We start from the raw sequence: 15206 nt of genomic DNA on the forward strand, positions 1-15206 counted from the left end.
TCAGTCTTCCCGGTAGCAGGCGTTGGCACTGGCGGTTTCCCACAGCACTACTTGATCGACGTTGAAGCCTTGCTGTTTGACGTACTGGTAAATCATTTTGCTGAGTACTTCAGCGGTGGGATGCTCGTCTATCGCCAGATATCGTTCGTCATTGGCGATCAGCGCCGGAATGATCGGGTCGTCTTTGTGCAGCAGAAAATTATGGTCGAGGATGTCGTCGATAAAACTCTCGACGCAGGCTTTGACGTCGGAAAAGTCGCAGACCATGCCCTGCGAATTCAGCTGTTCCTGGCGGATCGAAATGCTGGCTTTGACGCTGTGGCCGTGCAAGTTGCGGCACTTGCCCGGATGATTCATCAGGCGGTGGCCGTAACAAAAGTAAACTTCTTTGGTGATGATATACATGGCTTGCCACGTCCTTGTCGTTATCGAATGAGTCCTTAATTGCCTTTGATGCTTTTGATCGAGGCGGCGATTTCGTAACTGCCGTCGCTTTGCTTGACGCTGCGCACCACTTCGATGAACGCGGTCATCGGCGGCGTAATCGGGGTTTTCGGCAGAATGCTGACTTCCAGGGCCAGACCGATATCGAACGGGCGGTTGGCGATAAACGAGACGCCGGCGCCGCTAAGCGTGGTGCATCTGCCGGTATTGACTTGATCCGAATCGGCGAGCCGGTAGGTAATGTCACAGTCGACATCCATGCGGATGTAATCGCGTTTTTCGTCATGAGTCAGCATTGAGTTCCTCCGATTCGAAGTGAGCGTTGTGGGTAAACGAACAATTGGCGGGAGTTTACTATAAAAAAAACCGGTTCAGGGCAGGAAAACGCGGCGGCTTTGCCCAATCTGCGGGTTTTGTTGGCTGGCTCTGGAATTTCGCTCGCCTGTGCCGGTCCGGCTTGGGATTATGCAAAATTTGTACTACGTGCCGCTGCGGTGGGAGCGGGTATACTTCAACCCAGAAAAAGCAGTCGAGCCGAAAAAAATCCCGCCCATCCTTCGACAAGCTCAGGACGAACGGCCCGTAACACACGTCAACGGCTCTTTCTAGGGTCAAGCAGATTGGCCGCGGCGGTAGCTGGGCAGGATGTCCCGAATCCGTTTATTCGGCCAGGCCGGCGGCCTGCAAATCGGCGTGGTAAGACGATCTCACCAGCGGTGCGCTGGCCACCTGGCGGAAGCCTAGTTCGCGGGCGATCTCGGCGTAGCGCGTAAATTGGTCCGGATGGATGTATTCCCGAACCGGCAGATGGTCCTTGCTCGGTTGCAGATATTGGCCCAGCGTCAGCATGCTGCAACCATGGGCCACCAAGTCCCGCATCACCTGTACCACTTCGGCCTCGGTTTCGCCGATGCCCAGCATCAGGCCGGATTTGGTCGGTACTTCCGGCAAACGCAGTTGGTGTTGCTCCAGCAATTTGAGGGAGGTCGAATAGTCGGCGCCGGGGCGGGCTTGCAGGTACAGGCGCGGCACCGTTTCCAGGTTGTGGTTGAACACGTCGCAAGGTTGGTTTTGCAAAATGTCTAGCGCGCTACTCATCCGGCCGCGGAAATCCGGCACCAAAATTTCTATCGTGGTTTGCGGCGACTCGGCTCGGACTTGGGCTATGCAGGCCGCAAAGTGGCCGGCGCCGCCGTCGCGCAAATCGTCGCGGTTGACCGAGGTGATGACGACGTATTTCAAACCCATCGCCGCAATAGTCGCCGCCAGATTGGCCGGTTCCTCCGGGTCCAGTGGCTGCGGTTTGCCGTGGGCGACGTCGCAGAACGGGCAGCGCCGGGTGCATAAATCGCCCATGATCATGAAGGTTGCAGTACCGTGGCTGAAACATTCGCCCAGATTGGGGCAGGCGGCCTCTTCGCAGACGCTATGCAAACGGTGTTCGCGCAGCGATTGCTTGATCTTGTTGACTTGGTCGCCGGTCGGCAGTTTGACCCGGATCCAATCCGGCTTGCGCAGCGGCGGTTCTCCGGTCTGTTCCACTTTAACCGGTATCCGCGACAGCTTGTCGGCCTTGCGTTGGTGGGTTTGCGGAGTGGTTCGGGACGGGGCGTTGAATGTCATGGTTCGATAGCCTTCAGCAATTGGTGGACCAGCGGTACCGCCAGTTCTTGAGTCGATATGTTAACCCCCAAATCCGCGAGTTGGGTCACTTGCATTCCGGGGTAGCCGCAGGGATTGATGTCTCGAAACGGGCCAAGATCCATCGCGTTATTGATGCTGATGCCGTGGTAACAGCAGCCGCGTTTGATCCGCAACCCGAGCGAAGCGATTTTGCGGCCTGCGACGTACACCCCCGGCGCATCGGGTCTTGCCGCTGCCGAGATGCCGTATTGGCTCAGCGTGGCGATGGCGGCGTTTTCAAGAATGCTGACCATCTGCCGCGGGCCTAGGTTCAAGCGGCGTAAATCGGCCAACAGGTACACCACCAGCTGGCCGGGGCCGTGGTAGGTGACTTGGCCGCCGCGGTCGGAATCGACGATGGGTATGCCGGTGTTGCCCAGCAGGTGTTCGCGTTTGCCGTTCAGGCCTAGCGTGTAGACCGGGGTATGTTCGACGATCCAGATCTGATCCGGACAGTCCGGCGTACGTTCGGCCGTATATTGTTGCATGTCGCGCCAGACTTCTACATAGTCGCGCAGGCCCAACTGGCGCAGTTCGGTGTTGCCGTTCACGTGCGAGATTAGAGCGCCATCAACACGTCCGGGCAGGCTGTCAGCCCCAGATAGATTGCGTCCAGTTGTTCGCGGCTAGTGGCTTCGATAATGACCGTAACCGCCGTGTAATTGCCGCCTTTGCTCGGGCGGCTGGTGACGGCGCCCTCGCGGATGTCCGGTACGTGGCGGCGAATGATTTCGACTACGATCGCGTCGAAATCGTCGCGGCTTCTGCCCATGGCTTTGATCGGAAATTGGCAGGGAAATTCGAGTAAGGATTCGGATTCGCTCATGACAGGGAGTTCTTATAAGCTTGCAGCAATTCGTCCATGCGTTTCCAGAGCGGGCCGGGTTTGCCGTCGCCGATCGCCGCACCGTCCAGATTTACCACCGGTACGATTTCGCGGGTGGAGCTGACCACCCAGACTTCGCTGGCTTGTTGCAGCGCTTCCAGCGCGATGATGTCTTCCCGGTACGGGATTTGGTGCGCTTCCGCCAATTCCAGAATTACGTCGCGGGTGATGCCCGGTAGAATTTCGTGGCCTTTCGGCGGCGTGATCAGTTCGCCGTCGATGGCGGCAAACACGTTGCTGGCCGCGCCTTCTATGACATAGCCGTTTTTGACCAGTATCGCTTCGGCGCAGCCGCGGTCGACGGCTTCCTGGCGCAGCAGGATGTTGGCCAATAGCGTGATGGCTTTGATGTCGCACAATTGCCAGCGGGTATCGTCCAACGTAATCGCTTTGATACCTTCGCTACGGCCGGCGAACGGTTGGATATCGGCCGCCATCGCAAACACGGTTGGCGTGGTGTGTTCTGGAAAGGCATGGTCGCGTTTCGGCGCCCAGCCGCGGGTAACTTGCAGGTAAATGTATTGGTCTCGGCCGTCGGTGGCTAACAACGGCCGGAATATCGCTTCCCATTCGGCCACGCTGCAGTTTAACGGCAAGCGAATGCCGGCCAGGCTGTTGTTCAACCGGTTGATATGGTCTTCAAGCCGGAACAGGCGTCCCTTGTAGGCTGGAATCACCTCGTAAACGCCGTCGCCGAATAAAAAGCCGCGGTCCAGCACCGACACTTTAGCCTCTGCCAGCGGCAGATATTCGCCGTTTAGATAGACTTGTTGCGTCATTCTTTCTCCAAAAAGCCGATCGCGGCATCGTATAGGCGGCGGAACAAGCCGCCTTCGGCCACGCTGTCCAGGGCGACCAGCGGTTTATTGGCGACGGTCTCGCCGGTCAGCGAGATATTTAGGGTGCCCACCGTATCGCCTTTGTTGAGCGGGGCAAACACGCCTTTATCGATCTGGGTTTCGGCTTTCAGTTCGTTGAAATGTTTGCGCGGTGCCGTCACATATAAGTCTTCCGCCAGGCCGACGGCCAATTTCGATGTCACGCCCTTGCGGATGCGGGTTTCGGCCAAAGGTTTGCCGCCCTCATACAAACGGTGGGTTTCGAAGAAGCGGAAACCGTAATTCAGCAAAGACTGGCTTTCGTTGGAGCGGGCATTGGCGCTGGCGGTCCCCATCACGACCGAGATCAGACGCATGTCCTCGCGTTTGGCCGAAGCCACCATGCAATAGCCGGCATCGTCGGTAAAGCCGGTTTTCAGGCCGTCGACCGACGGATCGCGCCACAGCAGCAGATTGCGGTTCTGCTGGGTGATGCCGTTGTAAGTGAATTCCTTTTGCGAATCCCAACGGTAATACTCTGGAAACTCGCGGATCACCGCCTGCGCCAACAGCGCCAAATCCCGCGCGGAACTGTAATGATTAGGGCTGGGCAGGCCGGTGGCGTTTTCGAAATGACTGTTGGCCATACCCAGGCGGCTGGCTTGTTCGTTCATCATCGTCGCGAAAGTTTGCTCGCTGCCGGCCACGTGTTCGGCCAAGGCTACGCTGGCGTCGTTACCGGACTGGATGATCATGCCCTGCAACAAGTCTTCGACCCGGACCTGCTTGTTGACTTCGACGAACATTTTCGAGCCGCCGGTTTCCCAGGCGTTCTGGCTGATGGTGACTTTTTCGTCCAACGTTAAATGTCCGGCTTTCAATTCGCGGAACACGACGTAGGCTGTCATGATTTTGGTCAAGCTGGCCGGTGCGACGCGCTTGTCGGCATCTTTCTCGGCCAGAATCCGGCTGCTGTCGAAATCCATCAGAAAGTAACTGGAGGCGGCGACGCTGGGGGCGGCCGGGGTGAAAATCGGGCCGGCGGCTGGCAAAGACAGGCTGGTGAACAGTAACAGCAGCCCGCCAAACAGGCTGAATGTCATGCGAAGAGGTTGGCTCATGATTGCGGTATTCAAAAGTCGTTCGGGAAGCGGCTATTGTAACACCCCCGGCTCCCGCTTAGAAAAACCCGAACGCCGGGGCCGCAATACGAAAGCGGTGTGCATTCCGGTCGGCGTCCGACCGCTAGCGTTCGCCGGCGCAAATCCTGAATCGGCAGGCGCAATCCTGTTGTGCCATACAAGCCGTTTGTTTGATGGTGCTATCTAGTAACGTGCCGATCAGCACCCGGTCGAATTCGCACAGTTCGGGGATTTGCTGGGCCAAGTCGTGGTAGACGCAGTTCACCGCTTTCAGGCTGGTCTGGCCGTCATCGGTTTCCAACTCGGCGCGGTAGCCCAGCGTTTGCATCAATTCGACCAAGGCCAGACGCTTCGCCTGCGGAGATTTGCCGCTGAATTGCGGTGCCAACGATTGCGCCAGATTGGCGCCCATCCGCCCCAGCATTTGCCGCAGGGCGGCTTCGCCGAGTTCGGCCTTCAATTCCGCCAGCAATAACTGGCAGAACCAGCCGTATTGCTTGGGTAAGCGGTTGCGGCCTTGTTCCGTCAATTTGTAGCTGCGCGCCGGCCGCCCGCCAGTGCTGTTCAAGGCTGCTTCGGCGACCAGTTGTTGTTTTTCCAGCCCCACTAAATGCTGCTTCACCGCATTGCGCGAAATCTGCATTTCGGCGGCCAATTCGTCGATGCTGAGCCCGTTTGCCGCCGCTAGCAGCAAATTCAGGATTTGTTCTTGGCGGGTGCCGCTGGGTTGAGTCATGGCAATGCTGCAAATCAAAGGCTGGAGATGACGCAATTCTATGCCGGAATCGGTGCTCGGCAAAGTATCGGAAAGGTCGATAGCTAATATAAATAAGTTTTATAATACAAATATTGTAAAAGTTGGCTGATTGGCTTATTCTGCTCCCGGCTTCGACAAGCCGTAACCGATTCATCCACTCCATATAGGCAGAACAATATGAGCGAAACCACTGCAACTCTGTATGAACAACTGGGCGGCGAAGCCGCGGTCAACGCTGCGGTCGATATCTTCTACCGCAAAGTGTTGAGCGACCATCGCATCAACCGCTTTTTCGACAACACCGATATGGATAAACAGGCCGCCAAACAAAAAGCGTTTTTGACGATGGCCTTCGGCGGCCCTAACAATTATTCGGGCGCCGATATGCGCCAAGCCCATGCCCATCTGGTGAAAAAGCTGGGCCTGGACGATTCCCATTTCGATGCAGTGGTTGAAAATCTGGCGACGACCTTGCAGGAATTGCATGTGCCCCAGGCGCTGATACAACAAGTCGCGGCGATTGCCGAAACTACCCGCAACGACGTGCTGGGCCGATAAGGGGAGATACAGTCCATGCAAACACGCAAGATCAGCGTCGGCCGGCGCGAGTTGTTTTGCCAGCCGGGCGAATCGGTGTTGGAAGCTTTGCTGCGGGAACAGGTCGAGATTGCTTACGGTTGCCGGCAGGGCTCTTGCCAGAGCTGCATCGCCCGCAGCCTGGACGGCGCGCCGCCGGTCGCGGCCCAAGCCGGCTTGAAGGACGTGCTGCGCCATCAGAACCACTTCTTGACCTGTCTGTGCTATCCGGAACGCGATATGGCGATCGGTATCGGCTCGCCGGAGCAGCGTTTTTGTCATGCCACGGTGACCGGCAAGCAATTGCTCAACGCCGAGACTTTGTTGTTGACCTTGCGTACCGACGAAGCGCTGGACTACTACGCCGGCCAGTTCGTCAATTTGAAACGCGGCGACGGTTTGCAGCGCAGTTATTCGATCGCCAACAACCGGGTCCACGCCCGCAACTTGACCTTACATATTCGCCGGTTGGCCGGCGGCCGCTTCAGCGCATGGGCCCACGACGAACTGAAAGTCGGCGATTCTCTGGAAGTATCCGATCCGCAAGGCCTGTGTTACTACCTACCGAGCGGCCAGCCGCGCAATTTGTTGTTGATCGGCACCGGCAGCGGCCTGGCGCCGTTGGCGGGTATCGTCAGCGAGGCCTTGCACCACGGCCACGCTGGTGAGATCCATCTCTACCACGGTAGCCGGGAAATGGACGGTTTGTATTGGATAGATGAGCTGCGCGGCCTGGCGGCGCAACATGCCAATTTCCATTACACGCCCTGCGTATCGCGCGGCGATGCCCCGGATGGCGTCGCCGGCGGCCGGGCCAATGACGTGGCGATGAAGCAATTGCCGGATTTGAAGGGGTGGAGGGTCTATTTGTGCGGCCATCCGGACATGGTGCAGCAGAGTAAACGCCAGGCTTTCCTGAATGGCGCCAAATTCGACGATATTTATGCCGACGCGTTTCATGTGGCGTCGTCCACTTTGGACTAACCGCCGAGCGCCGAATAATCCCGTTGCCGTTCGGCGGCGGCCAGGCCGCGCAGTTGAGCCAGCACTTGTCGCAGCACCGCCGAGTCGTTGTCGCGGCCGGACACTATGTAAGCCGGCAACGTGAAACGTGGGCTATCCGCCACCAGATGCAAGCGGCCGGATTGCAGCAACGGTGCCGCCAGGCGGATGGGCAGAAAACAGGAGCCGCTGTTTTGCGCCAGGATCAATTGCAGCGCCATCCAGCCGATGTTAACCACTTGCGCCGAGCGTTCCAGGTTCGGAAAGGCGTTGCTGTGCTGGGCGTAAAAACCCGGCGCCCAATCGACGTAGATGTAGTCGTCGTTGGGCCAGGGCCGGTCCGGATCCGTGCTCAGCAGCAGCAGGGTTTCGTCGAATATGTGCTCCACCAGCAGGCCCGGGCTGTGCTGCGGCGTATACATCATGCCGATGTCCAGCGCGCCGGAAATCAGGCTGCGCATCAAGTCTTCCTCGAAGCCGATATCGGTGCGGATCGAAACATCCGGCATTTGCCGGCGAATCGCACTTATCCATTCCGGCAGCAAGCCTTCGCACAAGGCGATGCGGGCACCGATGCTGACGCTGTCGCGGAAGCGGCTGGGCAAGCCGATATCGTGGCGGGCCTGTTCCAGCGTTAGCAACAAGGCCTTGGCGTGGCGTAAAAAGCGTTGGCCGGGCTGGGTCAGGCTGGCGCCGGCCCGGTTGCGCACGAACAAGGTGACGCCCAAATAGGCTTCCAGGCGTTGAATCCGGGTGCTGACCGTCGATTGGGTCACGTACAGGCGGTTGGCGGCTTCCAGAAAACTGCCGTTGGCGGCGACGCTCAAAAAGGTTCTGATCTGATCGATATCCATAAGGTTTTAGTATTGATGTTTTCGATATTAAACTCCAATAAATATCGTTTGTCTTATAGCAGTTCGGTTTTTATAGTAGAGCCGTATCGATTCGATGGTATTTATTAACCGGAGGGCGCGATGAAAACTTTATTCGTTTTGAAAAAAATTGTTGGCGTTAACCCAAATTGGCTGGCCGGATTGGTTTTGCCGTGGCTGCTGGCTGCGTGCTCGGCGCCGGCCGTCAGGCCGGTGCAAGTCCAAAGCCAGCGGATCGGTTCGGTATTGATAGTGCCGGTTGCGGCAGCGCCGCTGGAAGTGATTCCGGATTTGCTGGAACAGCGGGATGCGGCCTATCGGCATGCTCAAAATATGGCGATGGGTGTGACGCTGGAAACTCAGCGCTACCGAACCGCAGGGGGCATCATCGTTGCCGGTAGGGTCGATAACGAAGACGATACCCAGGCGAAGCTGGACGCACTACCGCCTACCGCCGCCGGACCGGCGGCGAGCGAATCGGTCTGGACGCCGGCGTTAATGGCCGGAGATAGGCTGGCCGATTTGCTGGTCGCCTCAAACCGCAACGCGGTATTGAGCCGCGAAGAGTACCGCTTGCCGATCGCCGATGACGCCAGTCTGCAACAGTGGCATCGAGCCGTTCAATCCTGGTACGCTCTGGACAGCGCCGCGACCGACTACGCTGACCGGGGCCGTTACGATGCGGTGCTGGAACTGGCGGTCGGCCGCTACCGGATCTTCGAAGGCCAAACCTCGTTGCAACTAATGCTGAAGTTGATCGATCCGGCCTCGGGCCGGGTGTTGGCCCGTACCCATGCCGAGAGTTTTCGGGTCGACGATGGCGCTTTGGCTTCGCTCGAGTACGACGGCAAGGCATTTAGAGAATTGATTGCCGATATGGCGGTACCGCTGTTGCGGCAAACTCTGGGCGATTTGGGGTTGCGCAGTTTGCCAAGCGCGGACCAGAGCTGAGGCCGCGCCGGATCAACGATGAGCGCCGATTATCCGAAACGGCTGCGCGGCTGGCGTTTCAGTTTATTCAACCTGCTGCTCGGCGGCGGCCATGCCTTGGTGATTTTCAACGCCGGCGCTTATATCGCGATGCTGCCAAGGGTCGCGGCCGGTTTGGGCGTGCCGCCCAGCTTCGGCACCTGGACCCAGACCGACTATATGATCGCGTTGGCCCTGGCCTTGCCGTTAGGCGGCTGGCTGGGCCGGCGATTCGGCGAATATCGGCCGCTGATCTGGGCGTTTGCCGGTTTTGCGTTGGCCTCTTGGCTATGTGCGTTGGCCGAGGACTTTCATCTGTATTTGGCGGCGCGGGTGGTACTGGGCTTCTGCGGCGGCCTGACCCTGCCGTTGGCCCAGGCCTTGTTGCTTAAGGAATATCCGGAAAAACGCAAGTCGCTCGCTATCGGTGTCTGGAGTTTGTTTACCCTGACGCCGTTCACCTTCGGCCCGCCGCTGGGCGGTTGGCTGGCCGACACGCTGGGTTGGCGCTGGCTGTTTTGGGGCAATATGCCGTTGGCGTTGGCGATTGCCGGCTTGTTGGGCGCCTTGCTGTACGGCCGCGGCGGGCCGCACCTGCGGCAACGCTTGGATGTTCCGGGTTGCGTCATGGCGATACTGATTTTATTTGGCGTGCAAGCCATTCTGAACCAGGGTAATGACTGGGACTGGGCCAATTCCGGCTATATCCTGGCGCTGGCTGTCGGCGTGGCCGCGTTACTGCTGTACTGGCTGATTTGGGAATGGGGTTGCCGCCGGCCGTTTCTGGATATTCGTTTGTTCGCCCGACGCAATTTTACGATCGGCGTGATCGGTTTGTGCGTCGGTTTTCTGTGTTTTCAGGGTTTGTTGTCCTTGCTGATCGTGCAATTGCAACTGGCGCTGGGTTACTCGTCGTTTCTGGCCGGCCTGGTGTTTTTGCCGATGGCGATTTTCGCCAAACCGATGGCCGGTATTTTTCATGAGGTAGTCAAACGGGTCGATGCCCGTTTGCTGGCCAGCGCCAATCTGTTGGGTTTTGCCGCCACTTATTTTTGGTTGAGCCGCTTCGACGACCCGGACAGTTTTGCCCAGTTGTTCTGGCCGAAACTGCTGGAGGGTGCCTGTCTGGGCAGTTTTTTCGTGCCGTTGACGGCGTTGCTGTTGCACGGTATTCCGGCCGAGCGGCATTGGCGGGCGCTGGAATTGGCCAATCTGTTGCGTATCGCCGCCGGCGCGATCGGCATTGCCTTGCAAGGCGTGATTTTCTACCGGCGCACGCCGTTGCATATGACCCGTTTCGCCGAAAACCGCGACGCCTGGTCGGATGCCGGTGCGGACGCGCTGCAAACTTTGCTGGCCGGCGGCTTCGAGGCCGATGCCGCGCTGGCCAAATTCGCCAAACTGGCGGGCAAGGCTCAAGCCATCCGCGGCTTGAACGATGCATTCTGGCTGGCCGGCTGTGTTTTCGTCGCTCTGGCGGCCTTGGTTTGGTTGGCCGAGCCGACCCGAGCCCCGCTTCGTGCCGCTCCGGCCATGCAGCGCGCGCTGGAAGAAGCGTTAGTAGAGGAGGATGCCTGATGGCCGTGGCGCGCCGGTTTGGCTTGGCATTTTTGGCGTTCAGTGTGGGCGGCTGCGCCTTGTTCGGCGAGGACAGCCAGCGCGCCCAACTGGCGCCGATGCCGGCCACCGAGCAAACCTTGGCGCGTACCAGCGCCGAGATGGCCGCGCAAGACCGTTGGCCGGAGCAGCGCTGGTGGACGGCTTTCGGCAACGCCACGTTGAACGGCTTGATCGCAACCGCACTGGCCGGCAATCCCAATCTGAAAGTCGCCGAGGCCCGTTTGCAGCAGGCCGAAACCTTGGCCGATTTCGAAGCCGCCGACCTGTACCCGACGATAGACGCCAACGTCAGCTTTGCCGCGCAACGCTTTTCCGCTGACAGCGTGCAGGCCAAATTCGCCGGCCAGCACTTCCGCCACTTGTTGGTCAACCCGCTGGTGCTGCGCTACCACCTGGATTTTTGGGGGCGCGACCAGGCCAGTTTGCAAAGTGCGGTCGATCGCTCGCTGGCCGCCAGTGCCGAACTGGCCGACGCCCGGTTGTTACTGGCCGTGGCCGTGGCAGGAGCCTATTTCGATTTGCTGGCAGCCGCCGAAGAGTCAGAATTGGCGGAACATATCGTCGCCGACCGGGAGACGCTTTACCGGTTGGAACAGAGCCGCCGCGCCGCCGGTTTGATTGGCGAAACGCCGCTGTGGCAAGCCGAACGCAATCTGCGCGCGGCCCAACAGGCGGCGGCCGGTTTGCGCGCCGAACAGGAATTACGCCGTAACCAATTGGCCGCGTTGGCCGGGCAGGGTGCCGATTGGGGAACGCGGATCGGTATCGACGCCAAGGTCGTTCCGCAAGCGCTGGCCTTGCCGGCTGATCTGCCGTTGCGATTGCTGGCGCGGCGGCCGGATCTGCATGCCGCGCGCTTGCAAGCCGAGGCCGCCGCCGAGGATATTCATGTCGCCAAAACCGCGTTTTATCCGGATGTCAATTTGCTGGCTTTCACCGGCTTTCACAGCGTCAGCCTGATCGATATTGCCTTGCAAGGCTCGAGTCTGGCCTATGCCGTCGGCCCGTCCATCGAGTTGCCGATTTTCGAGGGCGGCCGCTTGCGCGCCCAACTCGGTTACCGGGAAGCCAGCTACGACTTGGCGGTACAGCGCTATAACGCCGGCTTGTTGCGTGCGGTGCAGGATGTTGCCGACGCTTTGAGCCGTTGGCGCGAACTGGCCGTCAAAGTCGCCGCACAGCAGCAAGCTTTGGCGGCCGCCGAAGCGCAAAGCCGGCTCAGCGACAGCCTGACCCGCAACGGTTTGCACGATCGCGGCAAGCCTGTGCTGGCGCGGCTCGAAGCCAATCGCGAGCGCCTGCTGCTGGCCGGCTTGGCGGCCGAACAACATAAAATCGCGGTCAGCCTGATCAAAGCCTTGGGCGGCGGTTACCAAGCAGCCGCCGAATCCGCAAACCAACCCTGAACCCCTATGCAGAAAACGATTCGCCCGCGCGAGATTCTCCAGCAGCGTCGCCGCCGGCTGCGCTTTGTCACCATGATGTTGCTGCTGGCCGCGCTTGCTTACGGACTCTATTGGTGGCTCACGCAACGCGATTGGGTAAAGACCGACGATGCCTTCATCGCTGGGCATTTGATCGGGGTCAAGGCCCAGGTCGACGGCACGGTGGTCGAGATCCTGGCCGAGAATACCCAAGCGGTTAACAAAGGCGATGTGCTGGTGCGGCTGGACGGCAGCTACGCGCGGGTAGCGGTGCAACAGGCTGAAGCCGAGTTGGCTAAAACCGTGCGCGAGTTTTATGCCTTGAAAGCCCGGCTGGCGAGTTTGGGACAGCGCCTGGTGGCCAAGCAAGCTGCAGTGACTCAAGTTGAACACGATTTACAGCGCTTTAAAGCCGCGGCCGGCGACGGTGCGGTGTCCGACCAGCAAGTACAGAATGCCGAAGACAAATTGCGCGAATTGGCGGCGGCGATACGCGAGACCAGCGCCGAGCAGGACGGCGTGGCTGCCCAGTTGCGCGATTCCGGTGTCGAAGACTATCCGGCGGTGGAACAGGCCAAGAGCCGCTTGCGCCGTGCCTATTTGGATTACCTGCGGCGCGAGGTGCGGGCGCCGGTGGCGGGCTATGTCGCCAAGCGCAAGGTGCAGGTCGGCGACAATTTACATGCCGGCGCGGCGTTGATGGTGGTGGTGCCGCTGGAAGAGCTCTGGGTCGAAGCCAATTTTCTGGAAACCCAGATTGCCGATATTCGACCGGGCCAGGCCGTCGAGATTCGGGTCGATGCCTTCGGCGGCGAACGTTTGTACCACGGCCGGGTACAGGGCTTGAATCCCGGTTCCGGCAGCAGTTTCGCGCTGTTGCCGACCGATAACGCCACCGGCAATTTCATTCACATCGCCGAGCGGGTGCAGGTACGGATTGCGCTGGCGCCGGAAGAATTGCGCGCCGCGCCGTTGCAGCCGGGTTTGTCGACATTGACCCGGGTGCGTATTGCGGACACCGGTACATCGGCGTTGGCATCGGAGGTGAGACTGGCCGGAGCCGCCTACCGCACCGATATTTACGACCACGAACTGGACGGCGTCGAGGACAAAATCCGCGAGATTATCGCAGCCAACCGCTCCTGACCGAATCCGCTGCCGCAGGGCAATGGAATAACCGTAAAAAATGCTGCAATTCGCGGTCTGTCCGTGTATCTTCTCCGGCTGGTTAATATAACCATAACAACAAATTTAACCGCCAGCCCGATAGGGGCGGCTTTCTCGAATGTTTAGCTCACGGATTAACCATGTGTTTTAGCGCCAATATGTCTCTGGGATTGGGGGTGGCCGGCTTGGTCGCGTCCAGCGTCACTTTTCTGGATAAGGACGAAACCTTCTGGGTCAGACTGGCCCGGGCCTATGCGATTTTCCATTTCTCGCTGATGGAGTTCATTCAGTATTTCGCCTACCCGGTCGCCGACCAGTGCGGCTACGGCACTAATTTATTGCTCAGCGAATTGTCGTCGGTGCACATCAGCTTGCAGGCTTTTGCGATCATGCCGGCTTTGGCGACTTATTCGACCGATCGCAATGCCTTACGCAAAGCCTTTTTCGTCGGTTCCAGTCTGAGCGGCTTGTTCTTGATTCTGACCCGCTTGCCCAACGATTGGCAGTTGTTCGCTATCGATCCCAATTTCATCGGCCGCATGCAGTCCTGCCTGTTCATGGGCATTTACCATATCGGCTATGCGATCTCCAGCGCGTTTGGCTTGCTGGTTACCCACGGCTCGTTGTTTGCGTTGGCGTTCAGCGCTTTCGTCTGGAAAAACAATTGGCGGATCGGCACCTACCATTGCTTCGGCGCTCTGATGACCTTGTTCGTGCCGCAGTGGCTGTTCGGCGTGTCGACCGGCGAAGCGGCGGCGATGTACTGCTTTTATTCGATTCCGATCACGGCCAGCTTCATGCCGCAATTCAAAAAGATTTTCATTGGCAGGGACGTTAACTCGGCCGATGGTGTGCCGGCGCGGCAGGAGTCTTAGCCGGTCAATGCCAGGCTTCTCTGAACCGCCGGTAAAATTCGGGGTCGCGTACCGTGGCCCCGCGCTGTCCGACGATGGCCGAGGCGAAATCTTGGGCGCGTTCCAGCGCCAGCGCTAGCGGCCAGCCGTGGGCTATCCCCAACAACAACACCGCGGCAAAGGCGTCGCCGGCACCGACCGTATCGACTACGGCCACGCTGGTGGCCGGCTCCACTTCGACAAATTCGCCGCGATCGGTCAGCGCTAGTGCGCCATGCTCGCCGCGAGTTACCACCACGCCCAGCAAATCGTAGCGTTGTTGCAATAGCTGCAGCTTGCTGTCGATGGCATGGCCCTCCGGCAGCAATAAAGCCAGTTCTTCGTCGTTCAGCTTCAACCAGTCGGCACCGGCTATCCATTTGTGAATGTCGTCCGCATCCCACCACGGCGCACGCAGATTGACGTCGAAAAACACCGGGCCGCGCCAGTTGCGTTTCATCTGATCAAATGTTGCGCGGGATACGCCATGCCGCAGCGCCAGGCTACCGTGGTAGAGCAGGCCAAGTTCGGTGCTGGCGGACACTTCCGCGGCGGCAATGTAATCGTAGGCTTGTTGTTCCAGAATATGATAAGTCGGTTGGCCGTTGTCGATACTAACCGCGACACTGCCGGTCGGTCGGTCGGCGTCTACCTCCACCCCATTTTGGCGCATGCCCTGGTTTTGCATGGCCGCCAACAATTCCGAACCGGCCGTATCCCGGCCGATGCGGCTGACGAATAAGGGGGCGGCGCCCAAGCCTTGCAAATGCCAGGCAACGTTGAACGGCGCGCCGCCGAGAATCCGGCTGCCGTCCGGAAAACAGTCGAACAGCGCTTCGCCGAAAATGGTTATCGAATCTGCCGGCATGGTGTCAGCCTCATATAGGTGTGGGGCGGCAACCTTAGCCAATCGGCCGGAAAATGGCAATCCGTTGCGGTTAGCAAACGGGCTG

General features: G+C 59.2%; 17 protein-coding genes. 7 read left to right on the forward strand and 10 right to left on the reverse strand.

Translation table 11 applies throughout. The features are described 5' to 3' along the window. The 8 genes from NP603_RS04100 to NP603_RS04135 all read right to left on the reverse strand — a co-directional run bounded on the left by NP603_RS04100 (position 1) and on the right by NP603_RS04135 (position 5709). The gene (locus NP603_RS04100; RefSeq protein ID WP_256609657.1) at positions 1–405 is read right to left on the reverse strand and encodes a 6-pyruvoyl trahydropterin synthase family protein; all 405 of its coding nucleotides are present in this window, start codon (positions 403–405) and stop codon (positions 1–3) included. A gap of 35 nt (positions 406–440) precedes the next feature. Beyond that, positions 441–740 (reverse strand): PilZ domain-containing protein, encoded by a 300-nt coding sequence (locus NP603_RS04105; RefSeq protein WP_256609658.1) that lies wholly within the window; start codon positions 738–740, stop codon positions 441–443. A gap of 364 nt (positions 741–1104) precedes the next feature. Then, entirely contained in the window at positions 1105–2067 is a 963-nt protein-coding gene (gene lipA, locus NP603_RS04110; RefSeq protein ID WP_256609659.1) for a lipoyl synthase, read from the reverse strand. Beyond that, positions 2064–2678 (reverse strand): lipoyl(octanoyl) transferase LipB, encoded by a 615-nt coding sequence (gene lipB / locus NP603_RS04115; RefSeq protein ID WP_371928732.1) that lies wholly within the window; start codon positions 2676–2678, stop codon positions 2064–2066. Before lipB ends, lipA begins: the two co-directional genes overlap by 4 nt. 8 nt (positions 2679–2686) lie before the next feature. Next, positions 2687–2953, reverse strand: coding sequence for a YbeD family protein (locus NP603_RS04120; RefSeq protein ID WP_256609660.1), 267 nt, complete (start codon positions 2951–2953; stop codon positions 2687–2689). Then, positions 2950–3792, reverse strand: coding sequence for a D-amino acid aminotransferase (locus NP603_RS04125; protein ID WP_256609661.1), 843 nt, complete (start codon positions 3790–3792; stop codon positions 2950–2952). The genes NP603_RS04120 and NP603_RS04125 overlap by 4 nt, the downstream gene beginning before the upstream one ends. Then, positions 3789–4952, reverse strand: a complete 1164-nt coding sequence (locus NP603_RS04130; protein ID WP_256609662.1) for a D-alanyl-D-alanine carboxypeptidase family protein — start codon at positions 4950–4952, stop codon at positions 3789–3791. The genes NP603_RS04125 and NP603_RS04130 overlap by 4 nt, the downstream gene beginning before the upstream one ends. Before the next feature lie 124 nt (positions 4953–5076). Further along, positions 5077–5709: a helix-turn-helix transcriptional regulator gene (locus tag NP603_RS04135; RefSeq protein ID WP_256609663.1), complete on the reverse strand. Its 633-nt coding sequence runs from the start codon at positions 5707–5709 to the stop codon at positions 5077–5079. Positions 5710–5907: 198 nt separating this feature from the next. Here NP603_RS04135 and NP603_RS04140 point away from each other — a divergent pair, with 198 nt between their 5' ends. After that, positions 5908–6288: a group I truncated hemoglobin gene (locus tag NP603_RS04140; protein WP_256609664.1), complete on the forward strand. Its 381-nt coding sequence runs from the start codon at positions 5908–5910 to the stop codon at positions 6286–6288. 15 nt (positions 6289–6303) lie between these two features. Then, the gene (locus NP603_RS04145) at positions 6304–7290 is read left to right on the forward strand and encodes a 2Fe-2S iron-sulfur cluster-binding protein (protein WP_256609665.1); all 987 of its coding nucleotides are present in this window, start codon (positions 6304–6306) and stop codon (positions 7288–7290) included. On the opposite strand, the gene NP603_RS04150 is transcribed toward NP603_RS04145, so the two are convergent. Further along, positions 7287–8162 (reverse strand): LysR family transcriptional regulator, encoded by an 876-nt coding sequence (locus NP603_RS04150; protein WP_256609666.1) that lies wholly within the window; start codon positions 8160–8162, stop codon positions 7287–7289. The genes NP603_RS04145 and NP603_RS04150 overlap by 4 nt on opposite strands. 120 nt (positions 8163–8282) lie before the next feature. Between NP603_RS04150 and NP603_RS04155 the strand changes: the two genes are divergently transcribed. The 5 genes from NP603_RS04155 (at position 8283) to NP603_RS04175 (ending at position 14235) form a co-directional block, all read left to right on the forward strand. Continuing rightward, on the forward strand, positions 8283–9131 hold the full coding sequence (locus NP603_RS04155) for a hypothetical protein (protein WP_256609667.1): 849 nt from the start codon (positions 8283–8285) through the stop codon (positions 9129–9131). Between the two features lie 18 nt (positions 9132–9149). Then, the gene (locus tag NP603_RS04160) at positions 9150–10727 is read left to right on the forward strand and encodes a DHA2 family efflux MFS transporter permease subunit (RefSeq protein ID WP_256609668.1); all 1578 of its coding nucleotides are present in this window, start codon (positions 9150–9152) and stop codon (positions 10725–10727) included. Beyond that, positions 10727–12175, forward strand: coding sequence for an efflux transporter outer membrane subunit (locus tag NP603_RS04165; RefSeq protein WP_256609669.1), 1449 nt, complete (start codon positions 10727–10729; stop codon positions 12173–12175). The genes NP603_RS04160 and NP603_RS04165 overlap by 1 nt, the downstream gene beginning before the upstream one ends. A gap of 6 nt (positions 12176–12181) precedes the next feature. After that, entirely contained in the window at positions 12182–13339 is a 1158-nt protein-coding gene (locus NP603_RS04170) for an HlyD family secretion protein (protein WP_256609670.1), read from the forward strand. A gap of 161 nt (positions 13340–13500) precedes the next feature. Beyond that, entirely contained in the window at positions 13501–14235 is a 735-nt protein-coding gene (locus NP603_RS04175) for a DUF5765 domain-containing protein (protein WP_256609671.1), read from the forward strand. A gap of 4 nt (positions 14236–14239) precedes the next feature. Here the strand turns inward: NP603_RS04175 and NP603_RS04180 are convergent, their stop codons facing one another. Continuing rightward, positions 14240–15121: a carbohydrate kinase family protein gene (locus NP603_RS04180; RefSeq protein WP_256609672.1), complete on the reverse strand. Its 882-nt coding sequence runs from the start codon at positions 15119–15121 to the stop codon at positions 14240–14242. Positions 15122–15206 lie beyond the last annotated feature (85 nt).

Source organism: Methylomonas aurea (genome assembly GCF_024505045.1).
Lineage (GTDB): Bacteria > Pseudomonadota > Gammaproteobacteria > Methylococcales > Methylomonadaceae > Methylomonas > Methylomonas aurea.

Coding starts and splice junctions, on each gene's coding strand:
- NP603_RS04120 (WP_256609660.1), bottom strand. CDS start 2,953: ATGAGCGAATCCGAATCCTTACTCGAATTTCCCTGCCAATTTCCGATC.
- NP603_RS04105 (WP_256609658.1), bottom strand. CDS start 740: ATGCTGACTCATGACGAAAAACGCGATTACATCCGCATGGATGTCGAC.
- NP603_RS04150 (WP_256609666.1), bottom strand. CDS start 8,162: ATGGATATCGATCAGATCAGAACCTTTTTGAGCGTCGCCGCCAACGGC.
- NP603_RS04100 (WP_256609657.1), bottom strand. CDS start 405: ATGTATATCATCACCAAAGAAGTTTACTTTTGTTACGGCCACCGCCTG.
- lipA (WP_256609659.1), bottom strand. CDS start 2,067: ATGACATTCAACGCCCCGTCCCGAACCACTCCGCAAACCCACCAACGC.
- NP603_RS04170 (WP_256609670.1), top strand. CDS start 12,182: ATGCAGAAAACGATTCGCCCGCGCGAGATTCTCCAGCAGCGTCGCCGC.
- NP603_RS04180 (WP_256609672.1), bottom strand. CDS start 15,121: ATGCCGGCAGATTCGATAACCATTTTCGGCGAAGCGCTGTTCGACTGT.
- NP603_RS04130 (WP_256609662.1), bottom strand. CDS start 4,952: ATGAGCCAACCTCTTCGCATGACATTCAGCCTGTTTGGCGGGCTGCTG.
- NP603_RS04160 (WP_256609668.1), top strand. CDS start 9,150: ATGAGCGCCGATTATCCGAAACGGCTGCGCGGCTGGCGTTTCAGTTTA.
- NP603_RS04145 (WP_256609665.1), top strand. CDS start 6,304: ATGCAAACACGCAAGATCAGCGTCGGCCGGCGCGAGTTGTTTTGCCAG.
- NP603_RS04155 (WP_256609667.1), top strand. CDS start 8,283: ATGAAAACTTTATTCGTTTTGAAAAAAATTGTTGGCGTTAACCCAAAT.
- NP603_RS04125 (WP_256609661.1), bottom strand. CDS start 3,792: ATGACGCAACAAGTCTATCTAAACGGCGAATATCTGCCGCTGGCAGAG.
- NP603_RS04165 (WP_256609669.1), top strand. CDS start 10,727: ATGGCCGTGGCGCGCCGGTTTGGCTTGGCATTTTTGGCGTTCAGTGTG.
- NP603_RS04175 (WP_256609671.1), top strand. CDS start 13,501: ATGTGTTTTAGCGCCAATATGTCTCTGGGATTGGGGGTGGCCGGCTTG.
- NP603_RS04140 (WP_256609664.1), top strand. CDS start 5,908: ATGAGCGAAACCACTGCAACTCTGTATGAACAACTGGGCGGCGAAGCC.
- NP603_RS04135 (WP_256609663.1), bottom strand. CDS start 5,709: ATGACTCAACCCAGCGGCACCCGCCAAGAACAAATCCTGAATTTGCTG.